We start from the raw sequence: 18,340 nt of genomic DNA on the forward strand, positions 1-18,340 counted from the left end.
CCTTGCGTGGCGGCTGAAGGATGAGCCGTATGGAAACCACGTCCCACACCCTGCTTCCCAATGCCGCGTTGTTCAACGACCCGGCCAGCGATGCCCGCGCGAACCAGTTCCGCATGCGCCGTCTGCAGGTGCTCAACTGGGGTACGTTCTCCGGCCTGACCGAAGTGCCGATCGCCGAACGAGGCTTCCTGTTCGTCGGCCGCTCCGGCTCGGGCAAGTCGACCCTGCTCGATGGCATGAGCGCATTGCTGACGCCGCCGAGCATCGTTGACTTCAACGCCGCCGCGCGTGAGGCCGAGCGTTCCGGCCGCGACCGCTCGCTGGTGTCGTATGTGCGTGGTGCCTGGGCCGATCAGCAGGACAGCGAATCCGGCGAAATCGCCACCCAGTACCTGCGCAAGGGCGCTACCTGGAGCGCCTTGGCGCTGGAATACCACAACGCCCGCGGCGACGCGGTGTCGATCGTGCGGTTGTTCTGGATTGCCGGTGCTGGCACCTCGGCCAATGACGTGCGCAAGCATTACATGGTGATCCCGCGTCGCTTCGACCTGGCCACCGAGATGGAAGGCTTCGACCTGGACCTGCGCAAGCTGCGCGGCCGCCTGGGCGAAGACGTCGGCCACTTCGACAGCTTCACCGGCTATGCCGAGCGCTTCCGTCACCTGCTGGGCATCGGCAACGACATGGCGCTGCGTCTGCTGCACAAGACCCAGTCGGCCAAGAACCTTGGCGACCTCAATGGCTTCCTGCGTGGTTTCATGCTGGAAGAGCCGCGCACCTTCGAAGCGGCCGACCGTCTGGTCGATGACTTCGCCGAACTCGATGGCGCCCACCATGCCGTGGTCACCGCGCGCCGCCAGGTCGAAACGCTGACCCCTGCACGTGACTTCCACCAGGACCTGATGACGCTGCGCAAGGGCGTGGCGACGCTGCGCGACCTGCAGATCGGCATCGACGGCTTCCGCGAGGAAAAACGTCTTGAGCTGGTCAACGAGCGCCTGAAAGAAGTGGAGATGCTCGACCGCGGCCTGATGGGCGAGGAAGGGCAGCGTCGGCAGTCGCTGGACAACCACGAACAGAAGCTGGTCGAGCTTGAACGCCAGCAGCGCGAGCAGGGCGGTGAGCGTATCGACGAGCTCGAGCGCGAGCGGATCCGCATCGAGCGCGAAGTCGAAGAACGCAGCCGCCGCCGCAAGCAGTTGGAAGGCGCCTGCCGTCAGCTCGGCATGGTGCTGGCTGAAACCGCCAGCGGCTTTTCCGAACAGGTGGAGCAGGCGCGTGCCTTGATCGATGGCACCAAGTCCGGTGCCGGCACCGTCGACGACGCCATCGCCGAGCGCATGGCCGAGCGCCGCGACGACGAGAAGCGCTTCGCCGCACTGCGGGTGGAACTGGAATCGCTGAAGGCTGCACCGAGCTCGATCCCGGCGCCGCTGCAGCAGATGCGCGCACGTTTGTGCGATGACACCGGTCTGTCCGAGTCCGCGCTGCCCTTCGTTGGCGAGTTGATCCAGGTGCGCGAAGACCAGATTGGCTGGCGCGGTGCGATCGAGCGCGTGCTGCATGGTTTCGCGCAATCGCTGCTGGTCGACGAGAAGAATCACCAGCAGGTCGCCGAGTGGGCCAACCGTACCCATCTGGGCACCAAGCTGGTGTACTTCCGCATCCGTGACAATGAACTGCTGCACGCACGCGAGCCGGAGAAGCGTTCGCTGATCCACAAGCTGCAGTTGCGCGATCACCCCTACGGCGATTGGGTCTACAACGAGCTGCAGCGCCGCTTTGATTACACCTGCGTGGAAAACGCCGGCCAGCTGCGCAGCGAAGATCGTGCGCTGACCCGCGAAGGCCAGATCAAGCATCCCGGCGACCGCTACGAAAAGGATGACCGCCACGCGGTCAACGATCGCAAGCGCTGGATGCTGGGCCACGACAACCGCGACAAGCGTCGCGTGTTTGAACGCGAAGGCCAGGAGCTGGCCCAGCGCATCGCCCGCAGCGAGGCCGACGTGGCAATGCTGCGCAAGCAGCGCGAAAGCGGGCAGGAAAAGCAGCTGGCTGCGCACTCATTGATCGAGCGCGACTGGGACGAAATCGACGTCGGCCCGCGTCTGCAGCGCCTGAGCGATATCGACGAGCAGTTGGTCGACCTGCGCGAAGGCGACACCGCCTTGGCCCGCATCGGTCAGCAGATTGAATTGACCCGCGGCCTGCGTGATCAGGGCAAGCGCACCTATGAAGACGTGCGGCTTGAGCGCGGTCAGTTCTCACGCGAGCGTGCACGCCTGGAGCAACTGCGTGACAACGGCCAGGCGCGCGTCGCCAGCGCACCGTTGACCGAGTTGCAGCGCGAAGGTCTGGAAGAGCGTTTGAACATCCTGCCGGGCTTGAATCTCGAAAGCCTGGAAAGCCACTTCCGCGTGGTCGAACGTGGGCTGGCCGAGGAACTCGGCAGCAGCCAGGGCCGCGATGCCAAGCTGACCCAGCATCTGCTGGACTGCTTCCGCAAATACACCCAGCAGTGGCCGGAAGACTCCGGTGACTTCACCGTGTCGCTGAGCAGCGCCGACGATTTCCTTGCACGTCTGACCCGTCTTGAAAGCGACGGTCTGCCGCGCCATGAAGGGCGCTTCTTCGAGCTGCTGCAGACACAGAGCAAGAACAACCTGCTGGCCCTGCAGCGGCATACCGCCGAAGCGCACAAGGCGATCAAGCAGCGCATGGACGAGGTCAACGCCTCGCTGGAGCAGGTCGCATTCAACCGCGGCACGGTGCTGGCCATCGACGTGCACGACCGGCGCCTGCCGGAAGTGCAGGATTTCCAGCTGCAACTGCGTGCGGTGCTGACCCACCAGCAGACTGAAGACCGCTCACTGGCCGAGTCGCAGTTCAACGTGTTGCGTGAGCTGGTGCGTCGCCTTGGCGCGCAGGAGCCTGAGCTGCGCCGCTGGCGCGAGCAGGTGCTCGACGTGCGCCTGCATGTGGAGTTCATCGGCGTCGAACTGGATGCTGACACTCGCGAGCAGGTGGAAATCTACCGCAGCGGCGCCGGCAAGTCCGGTGGCCAGCGGCAGAAGCTGGCGACGACCTGTCTTGCCGCCGCATTGCGCTACCAGCTGGGTGGCGAAGACGGTGAGCTGCCACGTTACGCCGCGGTGGTATTGGACGAAGCCTTCGACAAGGCCGATAACGAGTTCACCGCGCTGGCGATGAACATCTTCGAGAATTTCGGTTTCCAGATGGTGGTGGCAACGCCGCTGAAGTCGGTGATGACGCTGGAGCCGTTCATCGGCGGTGCCTGCTTCGTCGAGATCAGCGGCCGTCACGATTCGGGCGTACTGCTGATCGAGTACGACGACGAAGGCAATCGCCTGAAGCTGCCGGCGCGTGCGCGCGGTGCGATGGCGCAGGCCAGTGCGGAAGACGCGGTGGATGTGCCGGTTGCTGTTGAAGCAGCGGCTGCGTCCAGCGCGACTGCTGATGCCGAGGTTGAAGCGCCGGCTGCTGAAGCTGTGGCGGAAGTGGAAGCCAAGCCTGCGGTGAAGAAAGCTGCGAAGAAGGCTTCGCCGAAGAAGAATATTCCGGCCTGACGGACAAGGAAGCGAGGGTTTCCCTATTGTCAGGGCAGCTGAGCTTTTTCTTCTCCCGCTTGCGGGGGAAGGTGCCCGAAGAGCCTGCCCCCGCGAAGGCGGGGGGCGGATGGGGGGAGCTTTTGACTCTGCTTCGGCTGTTGCATTGAGCCAAAGCCAAAGCACCCCTCCCCAACCCTCCCCTTGGCCTTCGGCCAAAGGGAGGGAGCACAGCCAGGGCAAAGCCATCGCTGCGCTTGTTACCCTCCCATAACCCACTACACGCGCAACGGAGATCAGCATGCATTACGTGGAAATCATCACCGCCCTGGTGGTGCTGCAATACCTGTTCTTCATTGTGCTGGTCGGCCGCGCGCGCGGTCGCTACGGCGTCAAGGCGCCTGCCGTTACCGGCCACGAAGGCTTCGAGCGCGCCTACCGCGTGCAGATGAACACCTTGGAGCTGATGGTCGCGCTGCTGCCGTCCATGCTGATCGCTGCACGCTTCTGGCCAGCCGAATGGGTGGCAGGTATCGGCGCGGTATATCTGATTGGCCGCTTCATCTACTGGCGCGCCTACGTCGGCAACCCATCCAGCCGCGGCCTGGGTTTCGGCCTGTCGATGCTGCCGGTACTGGTGCTGCTGCTGATGGCGCTCGCTGGCGCATTCCTGCGCTGAGCAATCCAGCTCTTGTAGGAGCGGCGTAAGCCGCGAAGCAGGACCGCCTGCCGCCGTCGATCAATCTGCAATCGAGACAAGCCCGGCGTTGGGTCAGCAGGAATTTCAGCGGACTGGGCACTCGGGCCCACCGGCTTCGCGGCTTACGCCGCTCCTACAACAACGGCATTGGACCAAGGGAGCCTTACGGCTCCCTTGGTCGTTTCCAACTCAGAAATCCATGCTGAGCTTTGCGTAGGTATAGCGGCCGGGCAGGTCGTAGGTTCCCGGGTCATAGCCATTGAGCGTGCAGCTCAGGCAGATCGGCGGGTTCTTGTCGAATACGTTGTTGACACCAACGCTCACCTTTACCCCCTTCATCCACGCATCGGTACGCCAGCTGATCTGCGCGTCGTGATAGGTGGTCGCACCCAACCAATGCTGGTCGGCAACGCTGTCGGTGCAGATCGCAAAGCCATTGGCACCGGCACAGCTTTCACGCAGCCGGTCGATGTAGCGCATCGTCCAGTTCACGTTCCAGTTGCGGAAGTCCCAGTTGGTGCTCAAGGTCGAGCTCCATTCCGGGATCGAGCTGTCGCTGACTTCGATGCCCGGGCCCTTCGGCTCAGGTTGGCCGGATTCGTTGATCAGCTCGTAGCGGGTTACCCAGGTTGCCTTCCAGTCGAAACCGAGCTGGCCCCAGCCGGTCTCCGGCAACAGCCAGTGCGCGTTGAAGTCCCAGCCGCTGGTGTTGATGGTACCGAGGTTGGCGAGGATGTCCTCGAAGCGCACGATCTGGCCGCGGTCGTTGCGTGTATAGCTCGCACAGGCAACGGCATCGCGGGTATCGATGCAGCGGTCCATGATGGCCTGCGCATCCGGTGCCTGGATGGCCTTGTCGATGGTGTGGCGGTAGAAGGTCACACCCAGGTCGAGCTTGCTGGCCCAGCTGCTGTCTTCGGCCCAGCTTGGGCTCCAGACAGCACCGGCCATGAACGAGCGGCTTTCTTCGGGTTGCAGGTCGCGATTGCCGGAGGTCACCACCGAGATCTGCGGATTGGCCTGCTCGTAGCCGGGCGGCACGCCATCGGCAACGCATTTGGGGGTGGTGGAGGCGGCGTTGTTGCAGGGGTCGACGATGGTGGCGTCGAAGCGGCTCAGCGTGCCGTACAGCTCGCCGATCGATGGCGCACGGAAGCCCTGTGCGAACGACATGCGCAGCAACAGTTCGTCGGCCGGCTGCCAGCGCAGGCCGATCTTGCCGGTGTTGGTGCCGCCGAAGGTGGAGTAGTCCGAGTAGCGACCGGCAATGCTCAGGTCCAGGCTCTTGCCCCAGAAGCCTTCGCGCGCCAGCGGCACATCGAACTCGACGTAGGCCTCCTTCACCGAGTAGCTGCCGATGGTCACGCCCGACGGCACGCCGTTGTACTCACCGGCGATGGTGATCGGGTCGGGGTGGTACTCACCCTTGTAGCGGCGCCATTCGGCACCGGCGGCGAAGGACACCGGCCCGGCCCAGATGTCGAACAACTCGCCGGTGATATTGGCCGAGCCCAACGACAGCGTGTTCTTGCTGCGGTCACGCACGATCGGTGAGATCCACGCCAGCATCTGCGGGGTGATGGTGCCGGGGCCGCCAAACAGGTTCAGTGGCACGCAACCGGCGATGGCCGCACACGCCGCTGGATCGCCCAGCGCCTGGTTGATGTGCTTGATGTTGTAGCTGCCGGTATTGGTCTGGGTCGCCTTGCTTTCGCTGGACATCACGTTGACGTCCCAGTTCCAGGTGCGTTGGTTGACCTCGAACACACCATCCAGGCCGCCCGCGGCATACCAGGTCTTCACATCCTGTTCGTAGCGGCGCGGACCACCTTCGACAGGTCGTCGGCCCAACAGGAACAGGTTGGGATTGGCGCCCATCGTGGTCAGGTCGAAGCCGAACGGGTTGTACGGATTGTTGGCCGAGATCACCAGCTTGGTTTCGGCCCAGTCGTTGTAGACGCCGGCATCGGTGCCGAGGAAGAACGGCTCTGGCGCGGCCTGGTTGGCGGATTCACGCTCGCTGTAGAGGCCGCGGAACCAACCACTGACGTTCGGGGTGAATTCGAAACGTACCTGGCCGAATACCGATTTGCGTTCGTTCGGGGTCAACAGCAGGTTGTAGGGCGCGAAGTTGAAGCGGTCCGCCCTGGCGAAGCAATGGTAGTCGTCGGTGCGGGTACAGCCGGTTTGGCTGGGATCGAACACCGGCTTGGTGACGCCGGTATTGGAGGTGATGTTGTAGGTATTGCCACTGGGGTCGGCAAACACCAGCCGGCCCTGCGGTGTGGCCGAGCTGCCGTTGGCCAGGCCGGTGCCGGGGACCGGTTCGCGCGCCCACAGGTATTCGGATGAACTGATCTCTTTCTGCTTGAACCACGACGCGCCGACTATCCATTGCGCACGATCGCTGCTGCCACCAAAGCTCAGATCGACGCTGCTGGTGCCGCCGCCCTTGAGGTTGTAGTCGCCGTACTGCACGTCGACATGGCCGCCTTCGGCGCCTTTCTTGGTGATGATGTTGACCACGCCGGCAATTGCATCGGAACCGTAGAGCGAGGACGCGCCGTCTTCCAGTACTTCGATGCGCTCCACGATCGCCAGCGGAATGGTGTTCAAGTCCACCGACGAACCTACGCCCGAGCCGGAGGATTCATTGACCCAGCGAATGCCGTCCACCAGCACCAGGACGCGCTTGGCCCCGAGGTGACGCAGATCGACCGTTGCTGCGCCGGCGCCGACGCCGCCGCCATCGGGTGGAAAGCCGAAGTTGCCGCTGGAGTTGAGCTTGGTGCTCAGCGATGCGCCGCTGGCGGTGAGGTGCTGCACCACATCGGCAATCGAGCTGTAACCGGTACGTTCAATGGCTTCGCGGGTAAGTACCTGGACCGGAACCTGGGTTTCCAGTTCGGCTTTCTTGATGCGGGTACCCGTGACTTGAATGCTGTCCAGGGTCTTGGGCGTGCTGTCTGGTGCCTGTTGCGCGAAGGCCGCGCTGGGCAGCAGGCACAACAGCGATAAGCGGACAGCGCAGCTGAGGCGGCGCGGGCGTAGCGGTAACAACGTCATCGGAATGCTCCTGGTGATTGCCGGACTACGTGCCCGCCACCATGACGGGCGTAGCCGATTTGTAAGCAATTCGTTAGGCGCAGACAAGCGGAGACGTCTCAACGCGAACCTGAATTCACATAATGAAACCGGTGTTACATCAATTCATCGTGCTGAATAGCCTCCGTCGACCAAGTGGTAGCTCCCGGTGATGAACGAGGCTTTGTCCGACAACAGGAAGCAGGTCAATGCCGCCACTTCTTCGGCCGTGCCCAGGCGTCCAAGCGGGTGCAGTCCCACCAACCCGGCATAGGCGCGCTCGTCCATGCTCTGCAGCAGCGGTGTATCGATGAAGCCAGGGCCCACCGCGTTGATCCGCAACCCGCGCGCGGAGTATTCCAGTGCAGCGCTCTTGGTCATGCCGACCAATGCGTGCTTGGCCGCCACATAGGCGGCCGCGCCGGCCCAGCCATTGCTCCCGAGGATCGAGGCCATGTTGACCACTGCGCCGCCGCCGCTGGCCAGAATCGCGGGGATCTCGTACTTCATCGAGTAGAACACGCCATGCAGGTTGACCCCGAGCACGCGGTGCCATTCTTCCACTGGATAGTCGGCGGTCTGCAGGCTGGCGCCGCTGATGCCGGCATTGTTGACTGCCAGGTGCAGGCCACCGAAGCGTTCGTTGCATGCGTTGACCATCAGCCGCACCGCATCCGGGTCGCTGACATCCATTTGTAGCGGCTGTACCCGTTCGCCCAGCGACATGGCCACGGCGGTGGCGGCATCGCCATCGATATCGGCGGCCAATACCTGCGCGCCGCGCGCGGCCAATTGCCGCACCACCGCCTCGCCAATTCCGGAGGCGGCACCGGTAACCAGCGCAATGCGGCCGGCAAAATCGTGTTGCATGGGGCGTTTCCACAGCTGCGGTCATTCCGCATGTGGATAGGCTCCCGCGTTTGCCTTGCAGGCGCATTGCGTGGGATCAATCCGGGTGGGCAGGCTTGTTGTTCGTGGCTGACTACTGCGCTGCATGTTGCCCAGGATGCGTATGCAATGGCACGAACACACTCAGGTCCTCTGCCCGCATCGGTCGGCCGAAGAAATACCCCTGCCCGTAGATCACGCCCTTGTCGCGGAAAAAATCCGCCTGCTCCTGGGTCTCGATGCCTTCCACCAGGGTCTGCATGCCCAGGCTGCGTGCCAGCTCGATGATATGGGTCGCGACCTGGCTGGTCACCGCTTCGGTGCAGGCGGTGGAGGTGAAACTCTTGTCCACCTTGAGGATGTCGAATGGATAGGTGGTCAGGTAGGCGAGGCTGGAATAGCCGGTGCCGAAGTCATCGATGGCGATTTCGATGCCCATCGCGTGGATCGCTGCCACCACGTCCTGCGCGCTTGCTTCCTCGAGCAGGCCGCGTTCGGTGGCTTCCACCACGAACCTACCATTGCCAATGCCGATTGCACGCTGCATCTCCGCCAGTAGCTGCGGGGTCTCCATCGACTGCAGGTCACGCGGCGACAGATTCACGCCCAGGCGGAAGCGCGGGTATTGGCGGAAGAAGCCGCTCAGGTCCTTGACCACCAATTCCAGCACGCGCCGGGTAACCAGCTGGATCAACCCGGCATCCTCGGCAAATGGGATGAAGCGGTCCGGTGGCACCACGGTGCCGTCCTCATGCTGCCAACGCAGCAGCGCCTCGGCCCCGATGCAGGTGTCGTCCTGCAGGCTGAACACCGGTTGATACATCAGGAAAAAATGCCCCTTGTTGATCGCCCGCAACAACTCGGCGCGGGTAGACCATTGGCGGCGGATCATCACCAGCGCCATGCCCAGCACTGCCAGTCCGGCAATGATGCCCAGCGGTATGAACCAGTGTGCGAACTGCGCCATGCGCGCGTCGACCGCGGCCAATGGTGTGGCCACGATCACGCCAGTACCACCAGGACGCAGCACCCGCCGCACCACCAGATAGCCAGCCTCCTCGTCGGTGAAGTGGCCGTCGTTGTCCTTGTCGACGGCGGCGGTGGCCCAGCGTTGCAGCAGCGTGCCCTGACGCGCCACATAGCGGCCATCCATGCTGTTGAACAGCGCCAGTGAAAGATCAGGGCGGGCGAACGGGGTAATCAGCCCGTCGGGGTAGACCAGCAATGCATAGCCGCCCTTGTCCAGCACCACGAACTCACGCCCCGGCAGACCTGGCACCTGTACGTGGGTGTAGACCTGCACGCCATCAGGTGCACGCAACGGACCTGGCGGCAGCACGATCTGCTGCATCAGCGCGCCGCCAGAGGAGCAGGCGACCTTGCCGTCCTGCAGGTACAGCGTACTTTTGACGATGTGCGAGCTGATGCCGAAGCGCTGCATGCGCAGCAGCCCGGCTGGGCTGCAGGGGGCATCGCCGCTGCTGCGCATTTCCGCACGCAGGCGCTCGATCACATCGATGGTGCTGGCCACCTCGCGGCTGATGCTGGTCGACACATCATCGAGCAGCACGTATTTCTCGCGGATGGCCTGTTTGCGAGCTTGATGCAGCGAGTACAGCACCGGCACACAGGCGAGTATCGCGGCGGCGAGCAGCAGCAGTGCGGCGATTCGGTAGCGATTCTTCATGGGTGGCGCCATCCTTGGGTTGGCTTCTTGCTGCGCCACTATGTGATGTACGTCAAGAATTTCCAGTGATGAAGATTTAGCTATGTGCAGGTGGGCTTCACGCCGGGCGGAAGGTATCCCAGGCCATGCGTGCGATCAGCACCACCACCAGCACCACAAAAAGCTTGCGAATCAATGGGGTGCCGCCGCGCAGGGCAAGCCGGGTGCCGGTCACCGCGCCCAGCACGTTGGCCGCCGCCATCGGAATGGCGAGCACCAGCAGCACATTGCCGCTGGGCACGAAGAAGGACAATGCCGCCACATTGGTCGCCAGATTGACCACTTTGGAGGCCGCCGAGGCGCGCAGAAAGTCCAGCCCGAAGAAGCGCACGAACAGGAAGATCAGGAAGCTGCCGGTGCCGGGACCGAAGAAGCCATCGTAGAAACCGATCACCCCGCCCATCGCCAACGCGATCAGCAACTCACGGCGGCCAACCTCGCGTGGCCGGTGCAGCGCACCGAAGTCCTTCTTGGCCAGCGTATAGCCCAGCATCACGATCAGCAGGGTCAGCACCAATGGCCGTACCGCCTCCTTGGACAGTAGCGTCACCGCGGTGGCACCGAGGAAAGAGAACGCAAACGCGGCGGCTGCTGCCAACAACACCGGCCGCCATGGGAAGCGTACCGCGCGCGCATAGCGCAGCGCCGAGGCGCCGGTACCGAACACCGAACTGAACTTGTTGGTGCCGAGCAGGGCCGCTGGTGTCTGCTGTGGCAGGGCAGTGAACAAACCCGGCAGCTGGATCAGACCACCACCGCCGACCGCCGCATCCACCAGCCCCGCGATGAAGGCGATGACCAGCAGCCAGGGCAGTTCGGGGGGAATCAATTCCAGCATGGCAACTCCGGCGCAGGGCGCGACAGCATACGCTCAGTGCAGCGGCGTATCGCTTGGAACGGGGCCGCGTGGCAATTGCCCGTGCAGCGCAGGTTGATACGCACGGGTGTCGGCAGCCACAAACTGGAACAGCGCCTCGGCGCTCATCGGCCGGCCGAACAGATAGCCTTGGCCATACAACACCCCTCGACAGCGGAAGAAGTCGGCCTGCTCCGTGCTTTCGATACCTTCGGCCAAGGTCTGCATGCCCAGAGTATGGGCAAGGTCGAGAATGTGCTCGGCCACCTGGCTGGTCACGGCCTGGGTGCAGGCGGTGGAGGTGAAGCTTTTGTCCACCTTGAGGATGTCGAACGGATAGGTGGCCAGGTAGGCCAGGCTGGAATAGCCGGTGCCGAAATCGTCGATGGCCAGTTCAATACCCAGTGCGCGGATCGCATCGAGCACGCTCAATGCACTGGTCTCTTCCAACAGCGCACGCTCCGTGGCCTCCACCACGAACTGGCCACAGCCCGGGCCGATGTTCTGCAGCATCTCGCCCAGCAGCCTGGGTGTCTGCTCCGATTGCAGATCGCTGGCAGCCAGGTTCACCGCAAGGCGGAAGGCCGGCACACGCCGCAGGAAGCTGCCCATGTCCTTTTCAACCAGTTGCAGCACTTGTTGTGTGATCTGCTGGATGAGCCCGGATTCTTCAGCGATGGGAATGAAGCGGTCAGGCGGCAGCACCGTGGCCTCTTCGTACTGCCAACGCAGCAGCGCCTCGGCGCCAATGCAGCGGCCATCATGCAGATCGATCAGTGGTTGATACAGCAGGAAGAATTGGCCCTTTCCGAGCGCACGCAGCAACTGGTTGCGCGGTGAGAGCTGGTGCCGACTTAACAGCAGCACGCTGGCCAGCAGGCTCAAGCCGATCACGATACCGGCGGGGATGAACCAACGCCCAAACCGAGCCATGCGGGCATCGATGGTGGCAATTGGCGTGGCGACGATCACCCCGTCGTCTCCGCTCTGCATGATGTGCCGCACCACCAGGTAACCGGCATCGGCATCCAGAAAATGGCTCGAAGCGCCCGCAGTAGTACCGGATGATGCCCAGTGATCGAGCACGCCACCGTTGCGAACGCTGTACAAGCCGTTGTGGGGCGTGAACAGGCCCAATGACAGGTCGGCGCGAACGAACGGCGCGATCACGCCTTCCGGGTATACCAACAATGCATAGCCCTCCTTCTCCATCACCGCATAGCTGCGATCATGCACGCCAGGCAGTCGCACATCGGAATAGACGCGGATGCCATCGGCGCGCTTCCGTGACGCCGGCCCAAGCACCAAGTGCTGCATCAGCGGATCGCTGGAGGAACAGACCACGCGGTGGTTCTGCAGATACAACGCCGCGATGGATATCTGGGTTCGCGCTGCTACCCGTTGCAGATGCCGGATGCCTGCAGGGCTGCACGCGGCCTCTTCCCTGGCCGACATTTCGGCATGCATTCTGGCCAGCATGGCGAGCGCGTTGCGCACCCGCCGATCAAGCCCAAGCGCCACATCATCCAGCTCCCTGTACTTGTCGCCGATGGCTTGTTGTCGGGCTTGATGCAACGCGTAGAACACCGGAAGACAACCCAGCAGCAAACCTGCAAGCAGGAAAATTGCAGCGATCACATGGCGGCGCTTCATGGCTGCCCCATTCGGGGAGTGGCGGGAGTCGCGCAAATATGTGACGTGAATCGGCAAGAAAACAATGTGCGGACAACTGTCCAGAAATAGCGTGGTTACAAGCCGCCCAAGCTGTTCCATGCCATGCGCACGATGAACATCAACACCAATCCAGGGAAACGCTTGAGGATCAACGGCGTGCTACCCGCAGTGCCTTCCGCGTGCCAATCACTGCGACACTGGCGCAAGCCGCTACCATGGATACAGTGATGGCCGGTGGCCACGCTGGTTCGGGTGGAATCAACGCCCGCATGGCGGCACCGGCGCAGGATGCGACGCCTTACGCTCGGCGCCCGGCCATCGCTTGGAACCGCAGCGTCTGTGGATGAAAATGCAGCAATGCAGACAACTCCCACCTCTCCCTGTCACTGCGGCCGCGATCAGACCTATGCGGCCTGCTGTGGCCGTTACCACGCCGGCCAGGCCGCACCGGATGCCGAGTCACTGATGCGTTCGCGCTACAGCGCCTATGTGCTCAAGGACGTCGACTACCTGTTGGCCAGCTGGCACCCGGACACCCGCCCGGCCACGCTCTCGTTGGAAGATGCTCCTGGCCAGCGCACGCAATGGCTGGGTCTGAGCGTGCAGCGCCATGCGGTCACCGGCGAAGACACCGCCGACGTCGTGTTCACGGCCCGCTATCGCGTAGGTGGCGGCAGCGCGGTGAAGATGGTCGAGCACAGCCGCTTTCAGCGCATCGACGGCCGCTGGTACTACCTGGATGCCGCCGGCTGACGCATCCGGCTCCCAGATGCATCGCGAAGGAGAGGGTGGCGACGTCCTCTCGGTAGAGCCGAGCCATGCTCGGCTGAGGCTCTACCGGTGAAGCCTCTGCCGAGCATGGCTCGGCACTACGCTCTCGCTCCCTCCCTTGCGCAACGCGCAGGGGAGGGTTGGGGAGGGGTGCTTTTGGCTTCTGGCTTTTGGCTTTTGGCCTTTGGTTTTTCGGCTTTCGCCTCCTCAAACAACTCTCAGCCTCGCGGCTCACGCCGCTCCCGCAACCAAACGCAACCGCAGCGCTTATCATCAAGCTCCAGTGCAAGGAGCGTATGGATGAACCCGATCAACCTGCTGCGTGCAGGCTCCACCATGGCAGCGCTGACGTTGGCCATCCCTGCCCAAGCCGCAATCACCGACTTCGGCAGCTGTGGTGCCTCACTCAAGAGCGCCGCCGTTGCCCAGGGCATCAGCGGCGAAAAGTTTGATCAGGTCTTCAGCGGCATCACACCCGACCTGAGCGTGCTGCCGCTGCTCGACGCGCAGCCCGAGTTCACCACCCCGATCTGGGACTACCTGGCCTCGCTGGTCGACAGCCGTCGTATCGCCGATGGCCGCGCGCTGCTTACCCAGCACCGCACGCTGCTGGACCAGGTCAGTGCCCAGTACGGTGTCGATCCGGCCACCATCGTCGCGGTCTGGGGCGTGGAGAGCGACTACGGCCGCGTGTTCGGCAAACGTCCGCTGCTGCAGTCGCTGGCCACCTTGTCCTGCAACGGCCGCCGCCAGCCCTTCTTCAAGGGCGAGCTGTTGGCCCTGCTCAAGCTGATCGACAAAGGCGACCTGAATCCCACCGGCCTGACCGGCTCCTGGGCCGGCGCCTTCGGCCACACCCAGTTCATGCCATCGACGTACGCCCGCATCGCTGTGGACGGTGATGGCGACGGCCGCCGCGATCTGGTCGCCAGCATTCCCGATGCACTGGCCTCAACCGCCAACTATCTGAAGCAATCCGGCTGGCGCAGCGGCCAGCCGTGGGGCGTGGAAGTACGTATCCCGGCCAATTTCAATGCCGCACTTGCCGGGCGTACCAAGCGCAAGCCGCTGGCCGACTGGCGCGCGCTGGGCATCACCCTGGCCAACGGCAAGCCGTTGCAGGTGTCGGCCATCGCTGATGACAGCAATGCCGCCCTGCTGCTGCCGGCCGGCGCCAAGGGCCCTGCCTTGCTGGTGTTCCGCAATTACGACGCGATCTACTCCTATAACGCTGCCGAGAGCTACGCCCTGGCCATCGCCACCTTGGCAGACCGCCTGCGCGGCGGCACCGGCCTGAGCGCCACTTGGCCCACCGATGACCCTGGTATTGGCCGCGACGAGCGCCGCGAACTGCAGACCCTGCTGCTTGCACGTGGTCACGATATCGGTGCTGCCGACGGCATGGTCGGCACCGCCACCCGCCGCGCCATCCAGGTCGAACAGCAGCGCCTGGGCTGGAAGCAGGCCGACGGCCGTGCCGGCATCCGCATCCTGCAGGCGCTGCGCAACGCCAAACCGGCGCAGCCCACCGCGTTCCAGCTGCCGCCCAACTACCAGCAACTTGTCCAATCACCGATCGTACGGAGCAAGGTTTCAATGAAGGAAGTGCAGGGCCTGAGCACAGGCGACTTCAAGGGTTTCAGCGCATGGAAGGTGGAAACCCCGTTCTCCACCGCTGCCATCAGCGTGTTTGGTGGGCAGCTGCTGTCCTTCGTACCCAACGGTGGCCAGGACGTGATGTGGCTCTCGCCCACCGCCAAGCAGCCGCCCACGCCCATCCGCGGTGGTGCGCCGGTGTGCTGGCCGTACTTCTCGCGGCAAGGGCAGGGCAATGACGTGCCTGCACATGGTTTCGTGCGCACCATCGCCTGGGAACTGCGCGATGCACGCCGCGAAGCCGATGGCAGCGTGGTGTTGACCCTTGCACCGCCGGTGATGGAAAGCCTGAGCCTGCGCCTGCAGATGGTGGTGCGCATCGGCCGCACCCTGGAGCAGGAACTGATCACCGAGAACACCGGCAACCAGGCGACCAGCTTTACCCAGGCGCTGCACAACTACTTCAATGTCAGCGATGCCTTGAAGGTGGATGTCAGCGGCCTGGACGGGCTCACCTACCTGGACAAGCTCGACAACGGCAGCGCCTATGTGCAGAAGGGCGACTGGAACCTGCGTGATCCGCGCGACCCGGGCCGCAGTGACCGCCTCTACACCCAGGCCGGTGGCCATTACGTGCTGCGTGACCCGGGTTTCAAGCGGGCAATCGACATCAGCACCAGCGGCAGCCGCACCGCCGTGGTCTGGAACGCAGGCGAGGCCGGTGCGGCAAAGATGGAGGACATCGGTGCAGCGTGGCGTAATTACGTCTGCGTGGAAGCCGCCAACGCAGGACCGGATGTGATCGAGCTGGCCCCGGGTGGACGCCACATCCTTAAACAGGTGTTCGAAGTAAAGCCGCTTTGATGCTTGGACTCTGTTTGTCAGAGGCGAGTGAGCGGCCGGGCGCCGCCGCCTGGCGTTGTCATCAAGTCCGTCGTTGTTCTATCAAGGAAGAAGCAATGCCGAGTACGCAGTGGTATTACACCGATGCGCAGCATGAGCGGCAGGGGCCGCTCGCTACCTCGCAGTTCAAGCAACTGTTCGCCGAGGGTGGGCTGGCGCCGTCGGCGCTGGTATGGCGCGCGGGCATGGAGCAATGGCAACCGCTGCAGGACGTCGCGCAGGAACTGACCATGCCGGAGCCAGCTGAGGGCTACCACGACAGCGGTAATCCGTACGCGGCACCAGCGGCCGTTGTCGGCGAACCGCTGCCACTGATGGACGACAAGCTGAAGCCCTACGCCGTTTTCGTTGGCAATAACTTCGATAAGTACCGCAGGAAATGGCATTTGGATGGAAAACATCCCAATGCCAAGGACACCTGGCACTGGCCGGCGTTCTGCTTCGGTGTGATGTGGATGCTCTATCGCAAGATGTACGCGCTCGCCGTGCTGTGGGGCGGCGGATCCGTGCTGCTGGCAACCGCGCTGCGCATCATGCGCATCCCGGATCTCGCGGCATGGGGCGTCACTATAGGTATTGCGGTTGCCGCCGGTGGTCTAGGCAATGCGTTCTACCTGAAGCATGCGCAGAAGCAGATCCAGCGGGCGACGTCAGCCAATACCGCGGGCGTTCACGCGTTGCGGGCGACGCTGCGCATGCGCGGCGGGACCAGCATCGCAGCCGTGGTAACTGGTGTATTCGTGATGGTCGCGATCAACGCGATGATTGCGTACACGATTGCTTGAACTATTTCAGTGCGCACCTGCTACGAGCAGGCGCGCACTGATTGCCCAGCCGGGGAGCTCAGCGCAGCGGCGCAGGCCGGCGCAGCACCAACAAGGTGATCACGCCGGCGACCAAACCCCAGAACGCAGAACCAATGCCGGCCATCGACAACCCCGATGCCGTCACCAGGAAGGTCACCAGCGCCGGCTCGCGCTCGGCCTCTTCCTTCAATGCCACCGCCAGGCTGTTGCCGATGGTGCCGAGCAGGGCGATACCGGCCAGCGTCGCGATCAACTCCTTGGGGAACGCCGCGAAAACTGCCGCCACGGTCGCGCCGAACAAGCCGATCACGATGTAGAACACACCGGCACTCACTGCCGCCGTGTAACGTCGCGCCGGATCCTCGTGCACATCCCGGCCCATGCAGATCGCCGCGGTGATCGCCGCCAGGTTCAAGGCATAGCCACCGAACGGCGCCAGCGCAGTATTGACCACCCCGATCCAGCCGATCACCGGCGATATCGGTGCGTCATAGCCCGAGGCCTTCAACACCGCCACGCCGGGTACGTTCTGCGAGGCCATGGTCACGATGAACAAGGGCAGGGCGATGCCGAACAATGCCGCCCACGACAGCGTTGGCACGGTGAACACCGGCAGCGCCATCTGCAGCTGCACCTGTTCCATGTGCATCAGCCCCTTGCCACTGGCGATCGCCACGCCCACCAGCAAGGTCGCGATCACCGCATAGCGCGGCAACCAGCGCCTCCCCAACAGATAGGTGGCGAACATCAACAGCACCAGCAAAGGCTGGGTGTTCACCGAAACAAAGACATCCAGGCCGAAGCGCAGCAACACCCCGGCCAACATGCCTGAGGCCAGCGACACAGGGATCCTTCGCATCGCCTTCTCGAACACCCCTGAGAAACCGGCCAATGCACCCATCAAAGCGGCCAGCACAAATGCACCGATCGCATCGGACAGCGGCAGCGTGGTTGCCCCGACCACCAGCATCGCCGCGCCCGGGGTAGACCAGGCCGTCACCACCGGCATTCGGTAGCGCAGTGACAGACCAATACAGGTCACGCCCATGCCGATGCCCAGCGCCCACATCCACGACGCAATCTCGGCCTGCCCGGCCCCCACGGCCTGCGCGGCCTGGAACACGATCACCGCTGAGCTGGCAAAGCCCACCAGCACCGTAATGAAGCCGGCAACTACGGCAGGCAGCGAGAGATCACGGAAGAACGAACGCGAAGCCGGATTGGTCATCTATATAGAGGTGCAACGGATCAACCCGCATTGTGGCCCAGAGAGCTGCTCTACGGTCCCAGATAAAGGTTGGCGGAGTAGTAGCCCCTCTCCCGTTTACGGGAGAGGGGTTGGGGTGAGGGCAGCTCTTCGCCCTGCGACATGGCTGCCCTGGACCGGACGAGCCAAAGCGGCAGCATCACCGCCAAGCCGAGCGGCACATAGGCATTCGCGCTTGGCCAGACCGTCAGCAGGCCGGAACGCCCCACAAAGTGGAAAGAATCGAGCCGAAGCAGTCGCGCACTTTGCCAACTCTGGCCCCAACCGCCGATTTGCCGCCCTGCAACAAAAAGTGATTGCGATTTTCACAAAGATGTCTAGAATCCACTTCCTCGCTTCACGGCGCCGATCACAGCAGTGACCGACACCAAGAAACGACGTCACCAACCTCGAAACAGGGTGTTGACGGAAACAAAAAGCCTGCCATAATAGGCGGCTCGCTTCGACGAAAAGCCTTCGGGCCAACGATGAAGCCGCCGAGTCAGCCGCCTCTCAAAAAG

Annotated in this window: 10 protein-coding genes and 1 pseudogene; 5 read left to right on the top strand and 6 right to left on the bottom strand. The window is 63.5% G+C overall.

Annotated elements, in window-relative coordinates; genetic code table 11:
- Positions 1-29: 29 nt before the first annotated feature.
- Positions 30-3,575: pseudogene (locus ACVOLL_RS17630) on the top strand (ATP-binding protein); the annotation flags it as partial.
- 295 nt (positions 3,576-3,870) lie between these two features.
- On the top strand, positions 3,871-4,248 hold the full coding sequence (locus tag ACVOLL_RS17635) for an MAPEG family protein (protein WP_481514069.1): 378 nt from the start codon (positions 3,871-3,873) through the stop codon (positions 4,246-4,248).
- A 210-nt stretch (positions 4,249-4,458) separates the two neighbouring features.
- Here the strand turns inward: ACVOLL_RS17635 and ACVOLL_RS17640 are convergent, their stop codons facing one another.
- The 5 genes from ACVOLL_RS17640 to ACVOLL_RS17660 all read right to left on the bottom strand — a co-directional run bounded on the left by ACVOLL_RS17640 (position 4,459) and on the right by ACVOLL_RS17660 (position 12,476).
- Positions 4,459-7,335, bottom strand: a complete 2,877-nt coding sequence (locus tag ACVOLL_RS17640; RefSeq protein ID WP_481514070.1) for a TonB-dependent receptor plug domain-containing protein — start codon at positions 7,333-7,335, stop codon at positions 4,459-4,461.
- 144 nt (positions 7,336-7,479) lie between these two features.
- Positions 7,480-8,223 carry an SDR family NAD(P)-dependent oxidoreductase gene (locus ACVOLL_RS17645; protein WP_481514071.1) on the bottom strand — a complete coding sequence of 248 codons (744 nt, stop codon included), beginning with the start codon at positions 8,221-8,223 and terminating at the stop codon, positions 7,480-7,482.
- Positions 8,224-8,335: 112 nt separating this feature from the next.
- Positions 8,336-9,928 (bottom strand): EAL domain-containing protein, encoded by a 1,593-nt coding sequence (locus ACVOLL_RS17650; protein ID WP_481514072.1) that lies wholly within the window; start codon positions 9,926-9,928, stop codon positions 8,336-8,338.
- Between the two features lie 97 nt (positions 9,929-10,025).
- Positions 10,026-10,805 carry a sulfite exporter TauE/SafE family protein gene (locus ACVOLL_RS17655; RefSeq protein WP_481514073.1) on the bottom strand — a complete coding sequence of 260 codons (780 nt, stop codon included), beginning with the start codon at positions 10,803-10,805 and terminating at the stop codon, positions 10,026-10,028.
- A gap of 33 nt (positions 10,806-10,838) precedes the next feature.
- Positions 10,839-12,476 carry an EAL domain-containing protein gene (locus ACVOLL_RS17660; protein WP_481514074.1) on the bottom strand — a complete coding sequence of 546 codons (1,638 nt, stop codon included), beginning with the start codon at positions 12,474-12,476 and terminating at the stop codon, positions 10,839-10,841.
- 378 nt (positions 12,477-12,854) lie between these two features.
- On the opposite strand from ACVOLL_RS17660, the gene ACVOLL_RS17665 reads away from it, so the two are divergent.
- The 3 genes from ACVOLL_RS17665 to ACVOLL_RS17675 all read left to right on the top strand — a co-directional run bounded on the left by ACVOLL_RS17665 (position 12,855) and on the right by ACVOLL_RS17675 (position 16,552).
- The gene (locus tag ACVOLL_RS17665) at positions 12,855-13,250 is read left to right on the top strand and encodes a YchJ family metal-binding protein (protein WP_481514075.1); all 396 of its coding nucleotides are present in this window, start codon (positions 12,855-12,857) and stop codon (positions 13,248-13,250) included.
- 318 nt (positions 13,251-13,568) lie between these two features.
- Positions 13,569-15,728 carry a lytic murein transglycosylase gene (locus ACVOLL_RS17670; RefSeq protein WP_481514076.1) on the top strand — a complete coding sequence of 720 codons (2,160 nt, stop codon included), beginning with the start codon at positions 13,569-13,571 and terminating at the stop codon, positions 15,726-15,728.
- Positions 15,728-16,552 (top strand): GYF domain-containing protein, encoded by an 825-nt coding sequence (locus ACVOLL_RS17675; protein ID WP_481514077.1) that lies wholly within the window; start codon positions 15,728-15,730, stop codon positions 16,550-16,552. The genes ACVOLL_RS17670 and ACVOLL_RS17675 overlap by 1 nt, the downstream gene beginning before the upstream one ends.
- 58 nt (positions 16,553-16,610) lie before the next feature.
- Here ACVOLL_RS17675 and ACVOLL_RS17680 read toward each other — a convergent pair whose 3' ends face one another.
- Positions 16,611-17,801 (bottom strand): benzoate/H(+) symporter BenE family transporter, encoded by a 1,191-nt coding sequence (locus ACVOLL_RS17680; RefSeq protein ID WP_481514078.1) that lies wholly within the window; start codon positions 17,799-17,801, stop codon positions 16,611-16,613.
- Positions 17,802-18,340 lie beyond the last annotated feature (539 nt).

This window comes from Stenotrophomonas sp. STEN035 (assembly GCF_056759935.1).